Below are 17476 nucleotides of genomic sequence, written 5' to 3' on the forward strand. Positions count from 1 at the left end.
AAGCAGAGCGGCCGCGGGCGGCGCGCCGGATCAGGCCGAGACGAGCTCCTCCTTCTCGGAGAAGTCCATGGTCGGCGGCCTGCGGCGGAAGCCCCGGGTGAGGACGGCGAGGTAGATGACGCCCACCAGCATCCACGAGAGTCCGACGATGAACGTTGTGAGAGTGAGCGAGGTCCACAGCCAGACGGTCAGCACGAAGCCGATCGCGGGCAGCACGCCGTAACGGAACCACTCCCCGGCGGTCGGCCGCTCACGGCCGCCCTTCGGGAAGAGGTGGTGCCGGATGACGGACAGGTTCACCATCGAGAACGCCGCCAGCGCGCCGAACGAGATCATCGTCGCCGCCTGTTCGAGCGTCAGCACGAGGGCGAGCAGCGAGACCACCGAGACGGCCGCCGCGGCGACCCAGGGGGTGCGGAAGCGCGGGTGCAGCGTGGCGAAGATCCGCGGCAGCACGCCATCGCGGCCCATCGAGTAGATGATGCGGGACACGCTCACCTGGGTCGTCATCCCCGACCCGAAGGCGCCGACGACGTAGATCGCGACGAAGAACGAGGTCAGGAACGTGCCGCCCACCTTGGCCATGAGCTCGACGCCGGCGGAGTCGAGGTTCGCGAACTCCTTCCACGACGGGTAGACGAGGGCGCCGAGCCACGACACCACGATGAAGATGGCGCCGCCGATCAGCGTCGTGAGCACGATGGCGCGCGGGATGTCGCGCTTGGGGTTCTTCGCCTCCTCCGACAGCGTCGACACGGCGTCGAAGCCGAGGAACGACAGCGCGAGAACCGCGGCGCCCGCGAAGATCGGTCCGAGACCGCCGGGGCCCGGCAGGAACGGCTCGATAAGACTCGGGGTCTCCGACGACGGGTTGGTGACGAGCTCCTTGATGGCCAGCACCGCGAACACCACGACCAAGAGGACCGACAGCGCCACGATCGCGATGTTCAGCTTGTTGACGAGCGTGATGCCGAGGACGTTGAACACCAGCACGAGCAGCAGCGACGCCAGCGCGAACACCCAGCCCGGCACATCCGGGAACTGCGTGTTGAGGTAGATGCCGATCAGCAGGAAGTTGATCATCGGCAGGAACAGGTAGTCGAGCATCAGCGTCCACCCGGTGAGGAACCCGATGTGGCCGCCGAACGTCTGCTGCGTGTACGTGTACGCCGATCCGGACACCGGGAACGCGCGCGCCATCGCGCCGTAGCTCAGCGCCGTGAACAGCATCGCGACGAGCGCGACGACGTAGGCGGACGGGAGGTGGTTGTCGGTCGTCTCGGTGACGATGCCGTAGGTCGTGAAGACGGTCACCGGCGCGAGGTAGGTGAGGCCGAAGAGGATGAGGGCGGTCGGGCCGAGCGCCCTCTTGAGCCGCGGCTGGGTGGGCGGCAGGTCGGTGGTGGTCATGGGGGTGGTGCTGCCTCTCTCTCGAGTGGTGCAGGGGGCGTTGTGGGGGTGTATCAGCTCCGTACGGTGGCCGCGCGGCGGGCGCCGGCGACCCAGGTTCCGAGCACGCGAACGGATCGCAGGTCGTGCGGGTCCACGTGACGCGGGTCGGTGTCGAGCCAGACCAGGTCCGGGGACGATCCCGGACGCAGTTCGCCGCGGGCGGTGCGGGCGAAGGCCTGGTAGGCGACGCCGGAGGAGTAGGCCTCCAGCGCGTCGGTGAGCGGGATGCGCTCGGCGGGGGTCCATCCGGCCTCGGGTTCGCGCGCGTCGGTCTGACGCGTGACGGCCGTCGCGACGCCCGGGCGCCAGTCGGCGCTGCTGACGGGCCAGTCGCTCCCGAAGGAGACGCTCGCCGACTCGAGCAGGGTGCGGATGGGGTACTGCAGTCGTTCGCGCTCGGATCCGAGCCGCGGGATGGTCAGGTCGAGCATCATCGGGTCGAGCTGCGCCCAGAGGGGCTCAAAGTTCGCGATGACGCCGAGGCGCTCGAAGCGGGGGAGGTCGACGGGGTCGACGACCTGCACGTGGGCGATGACCGGCCGGCGGTCGCGGGCGCCGTTGACGCGCTCCGCCTCCTCGAACACGTCGAGCGCGGTGCGTGCGGCGGCGTCGCCGATGGCGTGCAGGTGCAGCTGGAAGCCGAGCTTGTCGAAGGTGACGGCCGCGGCGGCGAGCTCGCGGGCCTCCCAGTTGGGGAGCCCGCGGTCGCCGGGGGTGTCGGTGTAGTCGGCGAGCATGGCGGCGGTGTGGTTCTCGATCACGCCGTCGACGAAGACCTTGACGGTGGACGCGGTGAGCAGCGGATCGCCGAGCTCCTCGACACGGCGGCGCGACTCCACGAAGGCGGGCACCTGGTCGCGCCAGGTGACCGGGTCGGCGCGCAGGGCCAGGTTGACGCGGGTGGACAGGACGCCGCGGACGGAGGCGTCCAAGTACGCCTCCACCTCGGCGGGTTCGACCCAGGCGTCCTGCACCCAGGCGATCCCGAGCTCGGCGTACTCGGCGGTCGCGAGCCGCAGCGCCTCGACCCGCTCCTCGTGCGTGCGGCCGGGCTCGACCGGGCTCAGCAGGTCGACCGCCCCCGGCTCCTGCAGGATGCCGAGCGGTGCGCCGTCTTCGCGACGAGGGATGCGGCCCAGCGCCGGCTCCGGCGTGCTCGCGTCGATCCCGGCGCGGCGGAGCGCCTCGGAGTTGCACCAGACCGTGTGGTAGTCCCACGCCCGCAACACGACCGGCCGGTCGGGCACGGCGTCGTCCAGCCAGCGCGCGTCGAACATCCCCTCGGGGGCGAGGGTCGCGTCGTAGCTGCCGCCGTAGATCCACTCCTGCTCGGGATGGGTGTCCGCCCACTCCTTCACGCACGCGACGATCTCGGCGACGGAGGTGCAGGCGCGCACCTGCGGGCCGAGCTTCTCGAGGCCGCCCTGCACGGGATGGGCGTGGCCGTCGCCGAAGGCCGGGGCCAGCACGCCGCCGAGCAGGTCGACCGTCTCCTCCGCCTCGCCGCGAAGCGCCAGCGCCTCGGCGTCGATGGCGACCACGCGGCCATCCGCGACCGCCGCCGCGGTGTGCTCGGCCGCGTCGCCTCGGTAGCTCGCGAGGATCGTGCCGTTGGTGAAGACGGTCGTGGTCATGCGGCCTTCCTATCCTGAATTGTTTCCGATAAATGAACGACGTTCTTTTATTTCGTCAGATACTAGGGTGTGATCGAGCCGGAGGGGAAGAGCATGGCCGAGATCGATCGCCCGGCGCGTCGGGCGGGGCGCCCGCGAACCACGGTCCTCACCCGCGACCTCATCGCGCACGCGGCTCTGGGCCTGCTCGACGAGTCCGGCGCCGACGGCTTCACCATGGCGCGGCTGGCTCAGGCGCTCCGGGTGCGGCCCAGCGCCCTCTACAACCACGTGGAGGGCAAGGAGGACGTCATCGCGGCCGTGCGGGAGCTCGTCTCCGACCGCATCGACGTGAGCGCGTTCCAGACCGAGCCGTGGGATACGGCGATGTTCGTCTGGGCGCGGTCGTACCGCGTGGCCTTCGCCGCGCATCCGCCGACGATCGCGCTGCTGGCGACCCTGCCGCTCACCGGCGCGCTGCGCACCATGCGGATGTACGAGGTGGTCGTCGCGGCAATGGTGCGCGCGGGCTGGCCGGAAGGCGACGTGCTGCCGACGCTCGTCGCGGTCGAGTCGTTCGTGCTCGGATCGGCGCTCGACGCGATCGCGCCCGCCGACATGTTCGACCCGAGCGGGGTGGAGGAGGAGGTTCCGGCCTTCGCGTCGGCGTACGGTGCCCGCTCGGCGGCACTCGGCGAGGTGGCCCCGGCGGACGCGGCCTTCGAGACCGGCCTGCAGGCGATGCTGGACGGGCTGCGCGCCCGGTTCGCCCGCCTGACGGCGGCAGCGGGCTAGCGGTCGGTCCGCTCGTCCTCGGCCGCCTCGCGCTCGTCGGCCTCCTCGGACGCGTCCTTCAGCTCTTCGGCGAGCGACTCCGGGATGAGGGGATCGCCCTTGTGCGGTGTGCGGAAGGCCGGCTGCCGGTCGCCCGCGCGGACGGGGTCGCCATCCTGCGTCGCGCCGGCGGCGTCGTCGCCCTCACCGGGCAGGATGTCGACATCACGGTCGACGTCGCGCTCGCGCGCGTCCGGCTGGTCGCCGGGTTCGGGGAACGGCAGGAACGGCTCGGTCGTCGACATAGCCACATGCTACGAGCGACGGGTGCTAGATCCACCCCTTCCGCTTGAAGATCAGGTAAAGACCGACCCCCAGCAGGAGCATCAGCAGGAGTGCGAACGGGTAGCCGAGCGCCCAGTGCAGCTCGGGCATGATGCGGAAGTTCATGCCGTAGATCGTGCCGACCAGGGTCGGCGTGAACAGGATGGCCGCCCATCCCGAGATCTTCTTCACCTCGTCGTTCTGCTGCTGCCCGACCAGCGTCGTGTGCACCGTCAGCGCGTTCTGCAGGATCTGACGGAAGCCGTCCGCGCGCTCCGTGACCCGGATGACGTGGTCCTCGATGTCGCGGAACGCATCCCTCAGCTCCTCGTCCTCCTCCCGCGCCAGCAGGCCCTCGCGGAGGCTCCGGATGACGTCCCGCAACGGGTCGACGGCGCGCTGGAAGTGCATGACCTCGGTGGACAGCTCGTAGATGCGGCGCGAGACGCCGCGGTCGCCGGAGAACAGCTGGTCCTCGATCTCGTCGATGTCGTCCTCGAGCCCGGCGATCACCGGGGAGTACTCGTCGACGATCTCGTCGAGGATGCCGTACAGCGCCGCGATCGGCCCGTGCGCGAGAAGCGCGGCGTCGCCCTCCAGCCGCCGCCGGACCTTCGCGAGGTCGGGGGTCTCGAATTGGCGGACGGTGATCACGAAGTCCTCGCCCAGGAACAGGTGGACCTCGCCGAACTCGACCTTCTCGGTCTCGTCGACGTAGTCGGCCGGACGCAGGACGACGAACAGCATGGAGCCGTACTTCTCGATCTTCGAGCGCTGGTGGCCGGCCAGGGCGTCCTCGACGGCGAGCGCGGGGAGGTCGAACTCCTTCGCCACCGCGCCCAGTTCGTCCTCGGTCGGGCGGTAGAGCCCGATCCACGCGAAGCCACCGCGGTCGCGGACGGTCTCGCAGGTCTCCTCGAGCGACGGAGGCTCGGTGCGGAGCCCATCCACGTACACCGCGTTGTCGACGATCATCCTCATCCTTTCCGCAGCTAACGTACGCTTTCGTCGCCGGGTTCTCAGTGTCGGCGGCCCTAGACTGACCGGGATGTCCACCCTGACCTGGCTCGCCGCCGCTCTCGTCGTCGTCGGCGCGTACCCGGCGTACCGTTTCGTGCGCCGGTCGTGGCGTTTCCGTGCCACGTGGACGGTGATCGCGGTGGTCGGCGGGCAGATACTCGGGCTCGTCCTCGTGATCCTGGGCGTGGCGCTGCTCCCCGCCCCGACCTGGTCGGCATCGGCTGGTTCGTGATCCTCCTCGCGGCGACCGTCGTGCCGCTCGCGATGGGCGACGTCGTCCAGTCGGCCCACGGACGCCGGGTGCGCGTCGTCCTCGCCGGCGTCGCCGCGGCCGTGACGCTCGCCGTCGTCGGCGTCGCAGCGGCCCCCGCGTTCGCCCAGCCGGTGGTGGCCGGACGCGTCATCCCGGTCACCCCGAAGACACTCGCCGACGGGTACACGATGCAGGTGAGCATCCCGCCGACGGCGTCCGGCTTCCAGGCGCGCGCGGCGCACCTGTTCGTGCCGCCGGGCTGGCTGCGCGACCCGTCCGGCACGCGGCCGGTCGTCGAGATGATGATGGGCCAGCCGGGCGCGCCGACCCTCGGCGCGACACTCGATGCGCTGCACAGCCTCGGCGACGACCGGCTCAACCAGGCGCCGTTCGTGCTCGTCGTGGATCAGCTCGGTGCTGTGGACAAGAACCCGCCGTGCGCCGACGTGCCCGGCGGCCTGCTGGTCACCTACCTGCAGAAGGACGTCCCGGCCTGGATCGACGCCAACCTCCCGGCGTCACGCGATCGGACGGAGCGCGTCATCGCCGGCTTCTCGCACGGCGGCGAGTGCGCGGCGTACCTGGGTGCGAGCTTCCCCGGGACCTGGGGCGCCGTCATCGACATCTCCGGCCCGGACAAGCCCGGGGAGCACCTCCCCGCGCTGACCGCGAAGAAGTACTTCGGCGGCAGCCAGACGGCCTACGAGAAGACCTGGCCCGTGAACGTCCTCGACGGCAGCGACTACCCGCAGCCGATGATCGGCATCTTCGTCGCGGGCGAACTGGACGCGCACTTCCGCCCGCAGGTCGAGGCGACGGCCACCGCGGCGGAGAACGCCGGCTGGAAGGTCACGTACTGGGCCGTCCCCGACGCGCAGCACTCGCAGCCGACCCTGACGAAGGGTCTGGCCACCGGCTACAACCAGCTCATCGGCTCGTGGCTGAAGACGGGCGCGACGAGCGCGGGCGAGCGGTTCCTGTGCGCCGCCGACCAGACGTCGCGGTCGTGCGGGCTGACGCAGGCGGCCGCGGTCGGCGGGACGGTCGCGATCGTCGACCTGTCCGCGCTCGCGCTGTTCCTCATCGTGGCGCTGTCGCTGTTCTTCGGGCGCCGCGGCGTCGCGCTGCGCCGGGCCCGCCCGTCCCTCGACGACTGACGGTTCAGGGGCCGGTGACGTCAGGCCGCGGCGATGGCGTCGCGGGAGGCGACGAACGCGTCCACGCAGCGGCGGATCTCCTCCTCGGTGTGCGCCGCCGACAGCTGCACGCGGATGCGCGCGCGGCCCTTCGGGACCACCGGATACGAGAACGCCGTGACGTACACGCCCTGCCGCTGCATCTCATCCGCGATCCGCGCCGTGAGCGCCGCGTCCCCGAACATGACCGGCACGATGGGATGCGCGCCCGGCAGCAGGTCGAAGCCCGCCTCGGTCATCAGCCGGCGGAACAGCTCCGCGTTGGCGACGAGCTGCGCGCGGAGGTGGTCCGACTGCTCCAGCAGGTCGAGCGCGGCGAGCGTCCCGGCGACGATGGACGGCGCGAGCGTGTTCGAGAACAGGTACGGCCGCGCGCGCTGGCGCAGCAGGTCCACGATCTCGCGGCGGCTCGACACATAGCCGCCGGAGGCGCCGCCGAGCGCCTTCCCGAACGTGCCCGTGTAGATGTCCACCCGGTCGGCGACGCCGCAGAACTCGGGCGTGCCGCGACCGTGCTCGCCGACGAAGCCCACCGCGTGCGAGTCGTCCACGAACACGAGGGCGCCGAACTCGTCCGCGAGATCGCAGATCTCGGCGAGCGGGGCGATGTAGCCGTCCATCGAGAACACGCCGTCGGTCACGATCAGCGTGAACCGGGCGCCCGCATCCTTCGCCGCCTGCAGCTGGGCGCGCAGGTCGTCCATGTCACGGTTCCTGTAGCGGAAGCGCTGGGCCTTCGACAGGCGGATGCCGTCGATGATCGACGCGTGGTTCAGCTCGTCGGAGACGATCGCGTCCTCCGCCGAGAACAGCGTCTCGAACACGCCGCCGTTCGCGTCGAAGCACGACGAGAACAGGATGGTCGCCTCGGTGCCCAGGAAGCCCGACACCCGCCGCTCCAGCTCGAGGTGCTGCTCCTGCGTCCCGCAGATGAACCGCACCGACGCCATCCCGTAGCCCCAGTCGTCGAGGGCGGACTTCGCCGCGTCGCGGAGGGCGGGGTGGTCGGCGAGCCCGAGGTAGTTGTTGGCGCAGAAGTTCAGCACCTCCTGCCCGTCGGCCGTGATCAGCGCCGACTGCGGGCCGTGGATGCTGCGCTCGCGCTTGGTGAGCCCGGCCTCCTCGATCTCCGCCAGCTGACCGGCGATGTGCTCCTTGAAGCTCCCGTACATCTCAGACCTCCGTCCAGTCGAGGATGACCTTGCCGCCGCCGGCCGCAGCCGCCGCCGCGAAACCCTTCTCCCAGTCGCGCGCGGCGAACCGGTCGGACACGATCGACGCGATCGCGTCGTGCAGCTCGGTCGACGTCTGCAGCATCGCGCCCATCGCGTTCCATGTCTCGAACATCTCGCGGCCGTAGATGCCCTTCAGGGTGAGCATGTGCGTCACGACGATGCCCCAGTCGACCGCGATCGGCTTCGCCGGGAGGCCGAGCATGGCGATCCGGCCGCCGTGGTTCATGTTCTCGATCATCGAGGGCAGCGCGGTCGGTGCGCCGCTCATCTCGAAGCCGACGTCGAAGCCCTCGCGCATCCCGAGCGCCTTCTGCGCCTCGTGGATGTCGTGCTTCGACACGTCGACGGTGAAGTCGGCGCCCATCCCCTTCGCCAGTTCGAGCCGCTGCGCACTGACGTCGGTGCCGACGATGAACCGCGCGCCGACGTGGCGCGCGACCGCGATCGCCATGAGGCCGATCGGGCCGCATCCCGTGACCAGCACGTCCTCGCCGACGACCGGGAACGCGAGCGCGGTGTGGACGGCGTTGCCCAGCGGGTCGAACAGCGCGCCGACCTCGGGCTCGATCGCGCTGTGGTGCACCCAGACGTTGGTGGCGGGCAGCACCAGCTGCTCGGCGAAGGCGCCGTCGCGCTGCACGCCGACGCCTTGGGTGCGGATGCACATCTGGCGGCGTCCGGCGCGGCAGTTGCGGCAGGTGCCGCAGACGATGTGACCCTCGCCCGAGACCTTGTCGCCGACGGCGACGTCGCGGACCAGCGGGCCGACCTCGACGACCTCGCCGAAGAACTCGTGGCCGGGGATGAGCGGGGCCTTCACGGCCGACGCCGCCCAGTCGTCCCAGCGCTGGATGTGCAGGTCGGTGCCGCAGATGCCGGTGCGCAGGACGCGGATCCGGACATCCTCCGGGCCCATCTCGGGCTCGGGCACGTTGACCAGTTCGAGACCGGGTGCGGCCTCGCTCTTGAACAGGGCTCTCATCGTCGCTTCCTCGTGGGAGTCGGTGTGCTTCATCGCGCGGCCGCCACGTCTTGTGGACGAGGATGCGGCCGACATAGAGCCTACCTGCGCGTCGGTCGCTAGAGTGCGGCTATGAAGCGCGCGCTGATCGTGATCGACCTGCAGAACGAGTACGTCACCGGCAACCTGAAGATCTGCTTCCCGGACCTGATGACGTCCATTCCGAACATCGAGGTGGCGTGGGACGCCGCCGACGACCACGGCGTGGCGGTGGTGGTGGTGCAGCACCTGGAGGACGAGGGCGCGCCGGTGTTCGCCCGCGGCTCGGAGGGAGCGGCCCTCCACGAGTCGATCGCCGACCGGACCCCCGCGCACGTCATCACGAAGGGCAGCGTCTCCGCCTTCCCCGGCACCGACCTCGAGCAGTGGTTGCGCGCGAACGACGTGGACACCGTGACCATCGCGGGCTACATGACACAGCACTGCTGCGCGGGCACGGCCCGGGATGCGGCCGAGCTCGGCTTCACCGTCGAATTCCTGTCGGACGCGACCGGGACCCTGGACCTCGTCAACGAGGCCGGCGCGATCTCGGCGGACGCCCTCCACCGGTCGGTGCTCGTGACGATGCAGTCCGAGTTCGCGGCCGTCGCGACCACCGAGGAGTGGACGCTCGCGGTCGAGACCGGCGACACGCTCCCGGTGTCGAACCTGTGGGACAGCACCGGCCACTCCCGGCTGCCGGAGAAGCACGCGGAGCTGCACAAGCTGATGCGCGAGGTGCGGGCCGGCATCGACCGAGACATCGCGGCCGAGGAGGCCAACAACATCGAGAACACCCTCTACGTAGGCCAGGGCGTCTCGTCACACCTCTGATCCACCACGTGAAGGGCAGGTAGTTGCGGTCGACACGCCGTGTCGGAGCGCAACTACCTGCCCTTCGCGTATGTGGGGGTGCCGGGCTAGCGGTCGAGGGGGCGCCAGACGACGAGGGAGGTGCTGCGACGCGTGCGAGTGCCGGCGCGCATCGGCACGACCTCGCCCTCGGAGCCGGCGGCGAAGACGCGGCGGCCCGGCCGGTTGAGGAGCTCGTCGGCCAGTGCGGTCTCCAGCTCGCGGACGCGGCCGCGCAGCTCGCCGACCTGGTCCTCCAGCTCGATGATGCGGCGGATGCCCTCGAGGCTGACGCCCTCGGAGCCGAGGCGCGCGATCTCCTGCAGCTTCGCGATGTCGCGCATCGAGTAGCGGCGCGACTTGCCGGCGGTCCGGCTGGGGCTGACGAGTCCGAGCCGGTCGTACTGGCGGAGCGTCTGCGGGTGCATGCCCGCGAGCTCCGCCGCGATCGAGATCACGAAGACCTGGCTGTTCTCGTCCATCGTCAGCTCCGCGCCTTGGCCAGGATGTCGTCGCGCGGGTTCTCCTGCGGGAGCGACGCCGCGAACTCCTCGAGCTTCTCCTTCGCCTCACCGGAGAGGTGCGACGGAACCGCGATCTGGACGACGGCGAGCAGGTCGCCGGTGCCCTTGCTCGTCTCGACGCCGCGACCCTTCACGCGCAGCACGCGACCGCTCGGGGTTCCGGGGGCGACGCGCAGCTTGACCGGGTCACCGCCGAGGGTGGGTACCTCGATGGTCGCGCCGAGCGCAGCCTCCGCGAAGGTGACCGGGACGGTGACGCGCAGGTTGAGGCCGTCGCGCTCGAATACGGGGTGCTTGCGCACGGTGACGGTGAGGACGATGTCGCCCGCCTCGCCGCCGTCGGGCGACGGCTGGCCCTTGCCGCGCAGCTTGATCTTCTGGCCGTCGGCGACGCCGGCCGGGATCTTGACCTTGATGGGCTTGCCGTCGGAGGCCTGCAGCGTGATCGTCTCGCCCTTGGTGGCGGTGACGAAGTCGATGGTGGTGTGGGCGGTGACGTCGCGGCCGCGAGTCGGACCGCCGTAGCCTCGGAAGCCTCCGGACGTCTGGCCGAACCGGCCGTTGCCGAACAGGCCGCCGAAGACGTCGTCGAAACCGCCGCCCTGCTGGAATGTGTACTGCTGCTGGCCGCCCTGGCCGAACATCCCGCCGAAGACGTCGTCGAAGCCGCCCTGACCGCTCGAGCCGGGCGCCGTGAACCGGGCACCGGATCCCATCGCACGGATCTGGTCGTACTCCTTGCGCTCCTCGGGATCGCTGAGCACCGAGTAGGCCTCGCTGATCTCCTTGAACTTGGCCTCCGCGGCGGCGTCGCCGGGGTTGGAGTCGGGGTGGTACTTGCGGGCGAGCTTGCGGTAGGTCTTCTTGAGGTCCGCTTCGCTGACGTCCTTGGAGACGCCGAGCACCTTGTAGAAGTCCTTGTCGAACCAGTCCTGGCTAGCCACGGGCGCCTCCTCTCAGTTCTTGACGGTGTTCGATCGCACCGCCGGAGCGGCGGGACGCGATGTCCCGCCGCTCCGTCGTGCGCGTGTGCCGGGTCAGGCCGGCACCGAGACGACGACCTTGGCCACCCGGACGGTGGTGGAGCCCAGCCGGTAGCCGGTCTCCACGACCTCCGCGACGGTGTCCGCCGTCACGCCGGGGGTGGGCTGCTGGAAGATCGCCTCGTGGATCTGCGGGTCGAAGGGCTCGCCCTTCTCGCCGTACGGGGTGAGGCCGAGCCGCTCGACCGCGGTGCGGAGCTTCGCGGCGATGGTCGAGAACGCGCTGCCCTCGCCCAGGTCGCCGTGCTTCTCCGCGCGCTCGAGGTCGTCGAGCACTGGGATGAGGCCCTTGACGGCATCCCCCACGGCCCGCTCCCGCTCGAGCTCGCGGTTCGCCTCGGTGCGCTTGCGGTAGTTCGCGTACTCGGCGGTGACCCGCTGGAGGTCGGCGAGACGCTCCGCCGCGACCTGCTCCGCGGTGGCCTGGCCGGAGAGGATGTCGAGGTCGTCATCGCTCAGGATGCTCTCCTCGCCCTCCCCGTCGGCCGGCCCGACGTCGACGAGCTCCTCATGGGAGAGGTCGCTCTCGCCGGCATCGGGCTGCTCGCCCTCGGGCTGCCGGACCTTCCCGGTCTCGGGGTCGATCCTCCGCTTGTCACGGATGATCGGATCCTCGCGTTCCGGCTCCTGCGAGCCGCCGTTCTGGTCCGACATGGTTACTTCTTCTCCTCGTCGTCGACGACCTCGGCGTCGATGACGTCCTCGTCGTCGGAGGACGACTCGCCCTGCGGCGCCTCACCGGCATCGCCGGCCGGAGCCTCGGAGGAGGCCTGCGCCGACGAGTAGATCGCCTCGCCCAGCTTGCCCTGGCTCGCGTTGAGCTTGTCGAACGCCGTCTTCACGGCCTCGTCGTCGTCGCCCGCGAGCGCGGTCTTGACGCCGTCGACGTCGCCCTGGACCTCGTTCTTGACGTCCTCGGGGAGCTTGTCCTCGTTGTCCTTGATCAGCTTCTCGATCGAGTAGACGAGCTGCTCGGCCTGGTTGCGGGTCTCGGCGGACTCGCGGCGCTTCTTGTCCTCCGCCGCGTGCTCCTCGGCCTCGCGCACCATGCGGTCGATGTCGTCCTTCGGGAGGCTGGAGCCGCCGGTGATCGTCATCGACTGCTCCTTGCCGGTGCCCTTGTCCTTCGCGGACACGTGCACGATGCCGTTGGCGTCGATGTCGAACGTGACCTCGATCTGCGGGATGCCGCGGGGGGCCGGGGCGATGCCGGTCAGCTCGAAGGTGCCGAGCGGCTTGTTGTCGCGGGTGAACTCGCGCTCACCCTGGAAGACCTGGATCGCGACGGAGGGCTGGTTGTCGTCGGCCGTGGTGAAGGTCTCGCTGCGCTTGGTCGGGATGGCCGTGTTGCGCTCGATGAGCTTGGTCATGATCCCGCCCTTGGTCTCGATGCCGAGGGACAGCGGGGTGACGTCGATGAGGAGGACGTCCTTGCGCTCGCCCTTGAGGACACCGGCCTGCAGGGCGGCGCCGACGGCGACGACCTCGTCCGGGTTCACGCCCTTGTTGGGCTCCTTGCCGCCGGTCTCCTGCTTCACGAGCTCGGACACGGCCGGCATGCGGGTGGAACCACCCACGAGCACGACGTGCGCGATGTCGGACACCTTGATGCCGGCCTCGCGGATGACGTCCTGGAACGGCTTCTTGGTGCGGTCGAGGAGGTCGCTGGTCATCTGCTCGAACTGGGCGCGGGTCAGCGTCTCATCGAGGTTGGCCGGGCCGTTCTCGGTGAGCGACAGGTACGGCAGCTGGATGCTGGTCGACATGCTCGACGACAGCTCCTTCTTGGCCTGCTCCGCCGCCTCCTTCAGACGCTGGAGGGCGATCTTGTCCTTCGAGACGTCGACGCCGGTCGAGTCCTTGAAGCGCTTGATCAGCCACTCGACGATGCGCTGGTCCCAATCGTCGCCGCCGAGGCGGTTGTCGCCGGCGGTCGCGCGGACCTGGATGGTCGAGAAGTCGTCGTCCTTGCCCACCTCGAGGAGGGAGACGTCGAAGGTTCCACCACCGAGGTCGAAGACGAGGATGAGCTCGTCCTCCTTGCCCTTGTCGAGGCCGTACGCGAGCGCGGCGGCGGTGGGCTCGTTGATGATGCGGAGCACGTTCAGGCCCGCGATCTCGCCGGCCTCCTTGGTGGCCTGGCGCTCGGCGTCGTTGAAGTACGCCGGGACGGTGATGACCGCGTCGGTGACGGTGTCGCCGAGGTACTGCTCGGCGTCGCGCTTCAGCTTCTGCAGGATGCGCGCCGAGATCTCCTGGGCGGTGTACTTCTTGCCGTCGATCTCGGTGGTCCAGGTGGTGCCCATGTGGCGCTTCACCGACGAGATGGTGCGGTCGACGTTGGTGACCGCCTGGCGCTTGGCGGTCTCGCCGACGAGGACCTCGCCGTCCTTGGTGAAGGCGACCACCGACGGGGTGGTGCGGAAGCCCTCCGCGTTCGCGATGACCGTGGGCTCGCCGCCCTCGAGGACCGCGACGACGGAGTTGGTCGTTCCGAGGTCGATACCTACTGCACGTGACATGTGTGCTTCTCTCCTTTGTTGCTGGCTTATGGCCGTGAAAAGTCTGGGGTCAAGACTTGAGCCTCGACGACTCAAGACTGTCATCCGGGTGGGATGCTGTCAAGAGGGTCGGACGCAAACTTGAGTACACCTGACTCAACTTTGAGGGGACGCTCGGTATTCCCCGGTCAGCCCGCCAGCGTCCCCTCCGCGGCCGCGTTCGGCGCGGGATCGGGGAGGCGGCGCATCCGGAACGCGTTGCCGACGCCGATCAGCCCGGCGAGCACCGGCACGAGCAGCGCCACCTGCAGCGAGATCGGCCGCGACTCGTTGTTGATCCGGACGACTTCGGCGCGGATCTCCGGGGGCTCGGTGGCGAGCAGTTCGTTCAGTTTGGTGTTCGACATGACCTCGGCGTCCGTCTCCAGAACCTGCGAGATCTGCGCCTTGTCGTCCGGCGGCAGCACCGTGCTCGCGTCCGTCTTCGTCTGGAACGTGAGCGCGAGCGTCGCGAGCATGATCGCCCCCGCGAACGCCAGACCGAAGGAGAGCCCGAACGACCCGGCGGCGGAGTTCACGCCGGCGGCCTCGCTGACCCGCTCGTCCGAGATCGGCGACAGCGTGTAGTTGTTCAGCTGCGACACGAGCAGGCCGAGTCCCGAGCCCGCGATGATCAGCGGGATGGTGAGGTACCAGCCCGAGGTGGCGATCGGCACGAGCGGGATGATGACGGCGACGCCGATCACGGTCAGCGAGAATCCCCACAGGATGAGGTTCGCCGGGCGCTGCTTCAGGCGCCGCCCCGCGATCAGCGCCACCGCGAACATGCTGAGCGACAGCGGCGCGATCGAGAGCCCGGAGAAGAGCGCGTTGTACTCGAGCACCATCTGCAGGTAGATCGGCAGCGCGATCATCGTGCCGCCCAGCGCGATCTGCTGCAGCAGCTGTCCGGAGACCCCGGACTGGAAGAGCTTCGACCGGAACAGGCCGGGATCGAGCAGAGTCGGCTTCCCGCGCCGCGAGCGCGACCGGAGCCAGATGATCAGCGAGCCCAGGCCGGCGACGCCGACGAGGATGATGAGCAGCACCCGCTCGCCGCCCTCCTGCCAGACCAGGATGCCGGTGACGATTCCGCCCATCCCGATCACCGACAGGAACGCGCCGACCAGGTCGATGGATCGCTCGCCCGTGTACTTCACGTCCTTGACGAGTCCGATGCCGGAGAGCACCACCGCGATGATGACGGCCTCCAGCAGGAACCCGACCCGCCAGGAGAGGAAGGTCGTGATGAACCCGCCGAGCAGCGGCCCCACCGCCGCAGCGATCGCCGCCGACGCCCCCACCAGCGCGTAGACGCGCTTCTGCTGCGCGCCCTCGAAGTTGCCGTGGATGAGCGACTGCATCGCCGGCAGGAGCAGTGAGGCGCCGATCCCGCCGATGACCGCCCAGAAGATGATGATCGCGATGAGGTTCTGCGCCAGCGTCATCGCGATCGCGCCGACGGCGTAGCCGAGCAGGCCCAGCACATAGGCCAGCTTGCGGCCGATCAGGTCGCCGGTCTTGCCGCCGATCAGGATGAACGCCGCAGACACCAGCGCCTCCAGTGCGATCGCGCTCTGCACGCCGCTGACCGTCGTGTGCAGATCGTGGACCACCGCCGAGATGGACACGTTCATCAGCGACGTATCAACGACGAGCACGAACATCGCCATCGCCAGCAGGATCGCCAGGCGACCGTTGAACTTCACGGGCGCCACCGGCGCACCATCGGCCATGGCGCACATTGCACCACAGGGGCATGCGGCCCGGTAAGAGGGCTTTATCGGGCCGATCTCACCCGAGGACCGGTTCTGCGACCGCGGCGGCGTCGGCCTGCTCCTGCAACGCGGAGCGGTCGCGCAGCGGCGGCACGCGGAAGAACCACGACAGCACGAAGGCGAGCAGGATGACGGCGAGCCCGATCCAGTAGACGACGACCGCGGCGTCGTTGAAGCCGGTCTTGAACGGCGCGGCGAGACGGGCATCGGCGCCGTTCAGATAGGAGCTGTCGCTCGTCGCGTTGCCGCTGCCGGACTTCGACTTCGCGTCCTTGAGGCGCTCGATGATGGACGGAACGGCCTTGTCGACGATCCCCTTCCGCACCGAGGCGTCCCCGAGGTCGAGCCCGGCCTCCTGCGCGCTCCGGGCGATCGGCGCGACCATCGGCGCCCACAGCTGCTCCATGACGCCGGCGTTCTTCGGGTCGTTCGCGACCGACGGCGTGAGGGCCGCATCCAGGGCGGTGGTCAGTGTCGGCTTGTCCTGGACGGAGTTCGCGACGAAGCCAGGCATGATCGTGAACAGCACGGAGAGGAGCACCGCCGTTCCCAGCGTTCCGCCGATCTGGCGGAAGAACGTGGAGGCGCTGGTCGCCACCCCGATGTCGCGCGGCTGGACGGCGTTCTGCGATGCCATGGTCAGCGTCTGCATGAGCTGACCCAGGCCCAGGCCGATCAGGAACATCGCGACCATGAGGAACCACAGCGGCTTGTCCACCGTCATCAGCGTGAGCAGGAAGTAGCCCATCGCCGTCAGCGCGGTGCCGATCACCGGGAAGATGCGGTACCGGCCCGTTTTCGACGTGATCTGCCCGGACACGATCGCGGCGATCATCAGCCCACCCACCATCGGGAGGGTAGCGAAACCGGACTCGGTCGGGTTCAGGCCGGTGACCAGCTGCAGATAGAGGGGGATCGTCAGCATCGCGCCGAACATGCCGAAGCCGACCAGGAAGCCCAGGACGGTGGACATGGAGAACACACCCGAGCGGAACAGTCGGAGCGGGATGATGGCGTCGTCCTTCATCCGCGTCTCGACCACGAGGAACATCACGAGGCCCACCGCGCCGACGGCGTAGCAGGCGATGGAGCCCGCGGACGTCCATCCCCACTCCCGGCCCTGCTCCGCCACCAGCAGCAGCGGCACCAGCGTCGCGATGACCGCGGTGGCGCCCCACCAGTCGATGCGGGGACGATCGGACGCCGCGGTGAAGCGCGGCAGGTGCAGGAAGGAGATGACGAGGATCAGCGCGATGACGCCGACGGGGACGTTGACGAGGAACACCCAGCGCCAGCCGTCCACCCACAGGATGCTCTTCTCGCCGGCGAAGAGGCCTCCGATCAGCGGGCCGATGAGGGAGGAGATGCCGAACACCGCGAGGAAGTACCCCTGGTACTTGGCGCGCTCGCGGGGCGCCAGCATGTCGCCCATGATCGCGAGCGGCAGCGACATCAGCGCACCTGCGCCGATGCCCTGGACCGCCCGGAAGGCCGCGAGCATGAGCATCGAGCTCGAGAAGGTGGACAGCAGCGACCCGAGGAGGAACACGCTGATCCCGAAGATGTAGAGCGGACGACGGCCGAACTGGTCGGAGAGCTTGCCGTAGATCGGCGTCGCGATCGTCGACACGATGAGATAGGCCGTGGTCACCCAGGCCTGCTGGTCGAGTCCGTGCAGGTCGTCGCCGATCGTCCGGATGGCCGTGCCGACGATCGTCTGGTCGAGCGCAGAGAGGAACATCCCGGCCATCAGGCCGTAGATCACCAGCATGATCTGGCGGTGTGACATGATCGGCGGGGTGGCGGAACTCATGCTTGACATGATGCACTGATCTGCACTCCCGCAAGATTTCAGTGGCCGCAATTGCAGGA

At 69.5% G+C, this 17476-nt stretch carries 14 protein-coding genes and 1 pseudogene; 3 read left to right on the top strand and 12 right to left on the bottom strand.

The window, feature by feature from the left end; genetic code table 11:
• Nucleotides 1–30: 30 nt before the first annotated feature.
• Nucleotides 31–1410: a Putrescine importer PuuP gene (locus A0130_09260; GenBank protein ANF31838.1), complete on the bottom strand. Its 1380-nt coding sequence runs from the start codon at nucleotides 1408–1410 to the stop codon at nucleotides 31–33.
• A gap of 53 nt (nucleotides 1411–1463) precedes the next feature.
• The gene (locus A0130_09265; protein ANF31839.1) at nucleotides 1464–3086 is read right to left on the bottom strand and encodes an amidohydrolase; all 1623 of its coding nucleotides are present in this window, start codon (nucleotides 3084–3086) and stop codon (nucleotides 1464–1466) included.
• Between the two features lie 93 nt (nucleotides 3087–3179).
• Between A0130_09265 and A0130_09270 the strand changes: the two genes are divergently transcribed.
• A complete protein-coding gene (locus tag A0130_09270) occupies nucleotides 3180–3860 on the top strand; it encodes a hypothetical protein (GenBank protein ID ANF33370.1) in 681 nt (226 codons plus the stop codon).
• Here the strand turns inward: A0130_09270 and A0130_09275 are convergent.
• A complete protein-coding gene (locus A0130_09275) occupies nucleotides 3857–4144 on the bottom strand; it encodes a hypothetical protein (GenBank protein ID ANF31840.1) in 288 nt (95 codons plus the stop codon). The genes A0130_09270 and A0130_09275 overlap by 4 nt on opposite strands.
• A gap of 25 nt (nucleotides 4145–4169) precedes the next feature.
• Nucleotides 4170–5138, bottom strand: coding sequence for a transporter (locus A0130_09280; protein ANF31841.1), 969 nt, complete (start codon nucleotides 5136–5138; stop codon nucleotides 4170–4172).
• A 73-nt stretch (nucleotides 5139–5211) separates the two neighbouring features.
• Between A0130_09280 and A0130_09285 the strand changes: the two are divergent.
• Nucleotides 5212–6593, top strand: a pseudogene (locus tag A0130_09285) (hypothetical protein).
• Between the two features lie 20 nt (nucleotides 6594–6613).
• On the opposite strand, the gene A0130_09290 reads toward A0130_09285, so the two are convergent.
• Complete coding sequence (locus tag A0130_09290) at nucleotides 6614–7804, bottom strand: glycine C-acetyltransferase (GenBank protein ID ANF31842.1); 1191 nt, start codon at nucleotides 7802–7804, stop codon at nucleotides 6614–6616.
• A 1-nt stretch (nucleotide 7805) separates the two neighbouring features.
• On the bottom strand, nucleotides 7806–8849 hold the full coding sequence (gene tdh, locus A0130_09295; GenBank protein ANF33371.1) for an L-threonine 3-dehydrogenase: 1044 nt from the start codon (nucleotides 8847–8849) through the stop codon (nucleotides 7806–7808).
• 111 nt (nucleotides 8850–8960) lie between these two features.
• Between tdh and A0130_09300 the strand changes: the two genes are divergently transcribed.
• The gene (locus A0130_09300) at nucleotides 8961–9701 is read left to right on the top strand and encodes an isochorismatase (GenBank protein ANF31843.1); all 741 of its coding nucleotides are present in this window, start codon (nucleotides 8961–8963) and stop codon (nucleotides 9699–9701) included.
• A gap of 86 nt (nucleotides 9702–9787) precedes the next feature.
• Here the strand turns inward: A0130_09300 and A0130_09305 are convergent, their stop codons facing one another.
• From A0130_09305 to A0130_09330, 6 genes are all read right to left on the bottom strand, one after another.
• Nucleotides 9788–10201: a transcriptional regulator gene (locus A0130_09305; GenBank protein ANF31844.1), complete on the bottom strand. Its 414-nt coding sequence runs from the start codon at nucleotides 10199–10201 to the stop codon at nucleotides 9788–9790.
• Nucleotides 10202–10203: 2 nt separating this feature from the next.
• Nucleotides 10204–11187, bottom strand: a complete 984-nt coding sequence (locus tag A0130_09310; GenBank protein ANF31845.1) for a molecular chaperone DnaJ — start codon at nucleotides 11185–11187, stop codon at nucleotides 10204–10206.
• A 93-nt stretch (nucleotides 11188–11280) separates the two neighbouring features.
• On the bottom strand, nucleotides 11281–11940 hold the full coding sequence (locus A0130_09315; protein ANF31846.1) for a nucleotide exchange factor GrpE: 660 nt from the start codon (nucleotides 11938–11940) through the stop codon (nucleotides 11281–11283).
• Between the two features lie 2 nt (nucleotides 11941–11942).
• The gene (gene dnaK, locus A0130_09320) at nucleotides 11943–13808 is read right to left on the bottom strand and encodes a molecular chaperone DnaK (protein ANF31847.1); all 1866 of its coding nucleotides are present in this window, start codon (nucleotides 13806–13808) and stop codon (nucleotides 11943–11945) included.
• A gap of 167 nt (nucleotides 13809–13975) precedes the next feature.
• Nucleotides 13976–15562: an MFS transporter gene (locus A0130_09325; protein ID ANF31848.1), complete on the bottom strand. Its 1587-nt coding sequence runs from the start codon at nucleotides 15560–15562 to the stop codon at nucleotides 13976–13978.
• A 58-nt stretch (nucleotides 15563–15620) separates the two neighbouring features.
• Nucleotides 15621–17393 (bottom strand): MFS transporter permease, encoded by a 1773-nt coding sequence (locus tag A0130_09330; GenBank protein ID ANF33372.1) that lies wholly within the window; start codon nucleotides 17391–17393, stop codon nucleotides 15621–15623.
• Nucleotides 17394–17476: the final 83 nt, after the last annotated feature.

The sequence above is a fragment of the Leifsonia xyli genome (assembly GCA_001647635.1).
Classification (GTDB): Bacteria; Actinomycetota; Actinomycetes; order Actinomycetales; family Microbacteriaceae; genus Leifsonia; species Leifsonia xyli_A.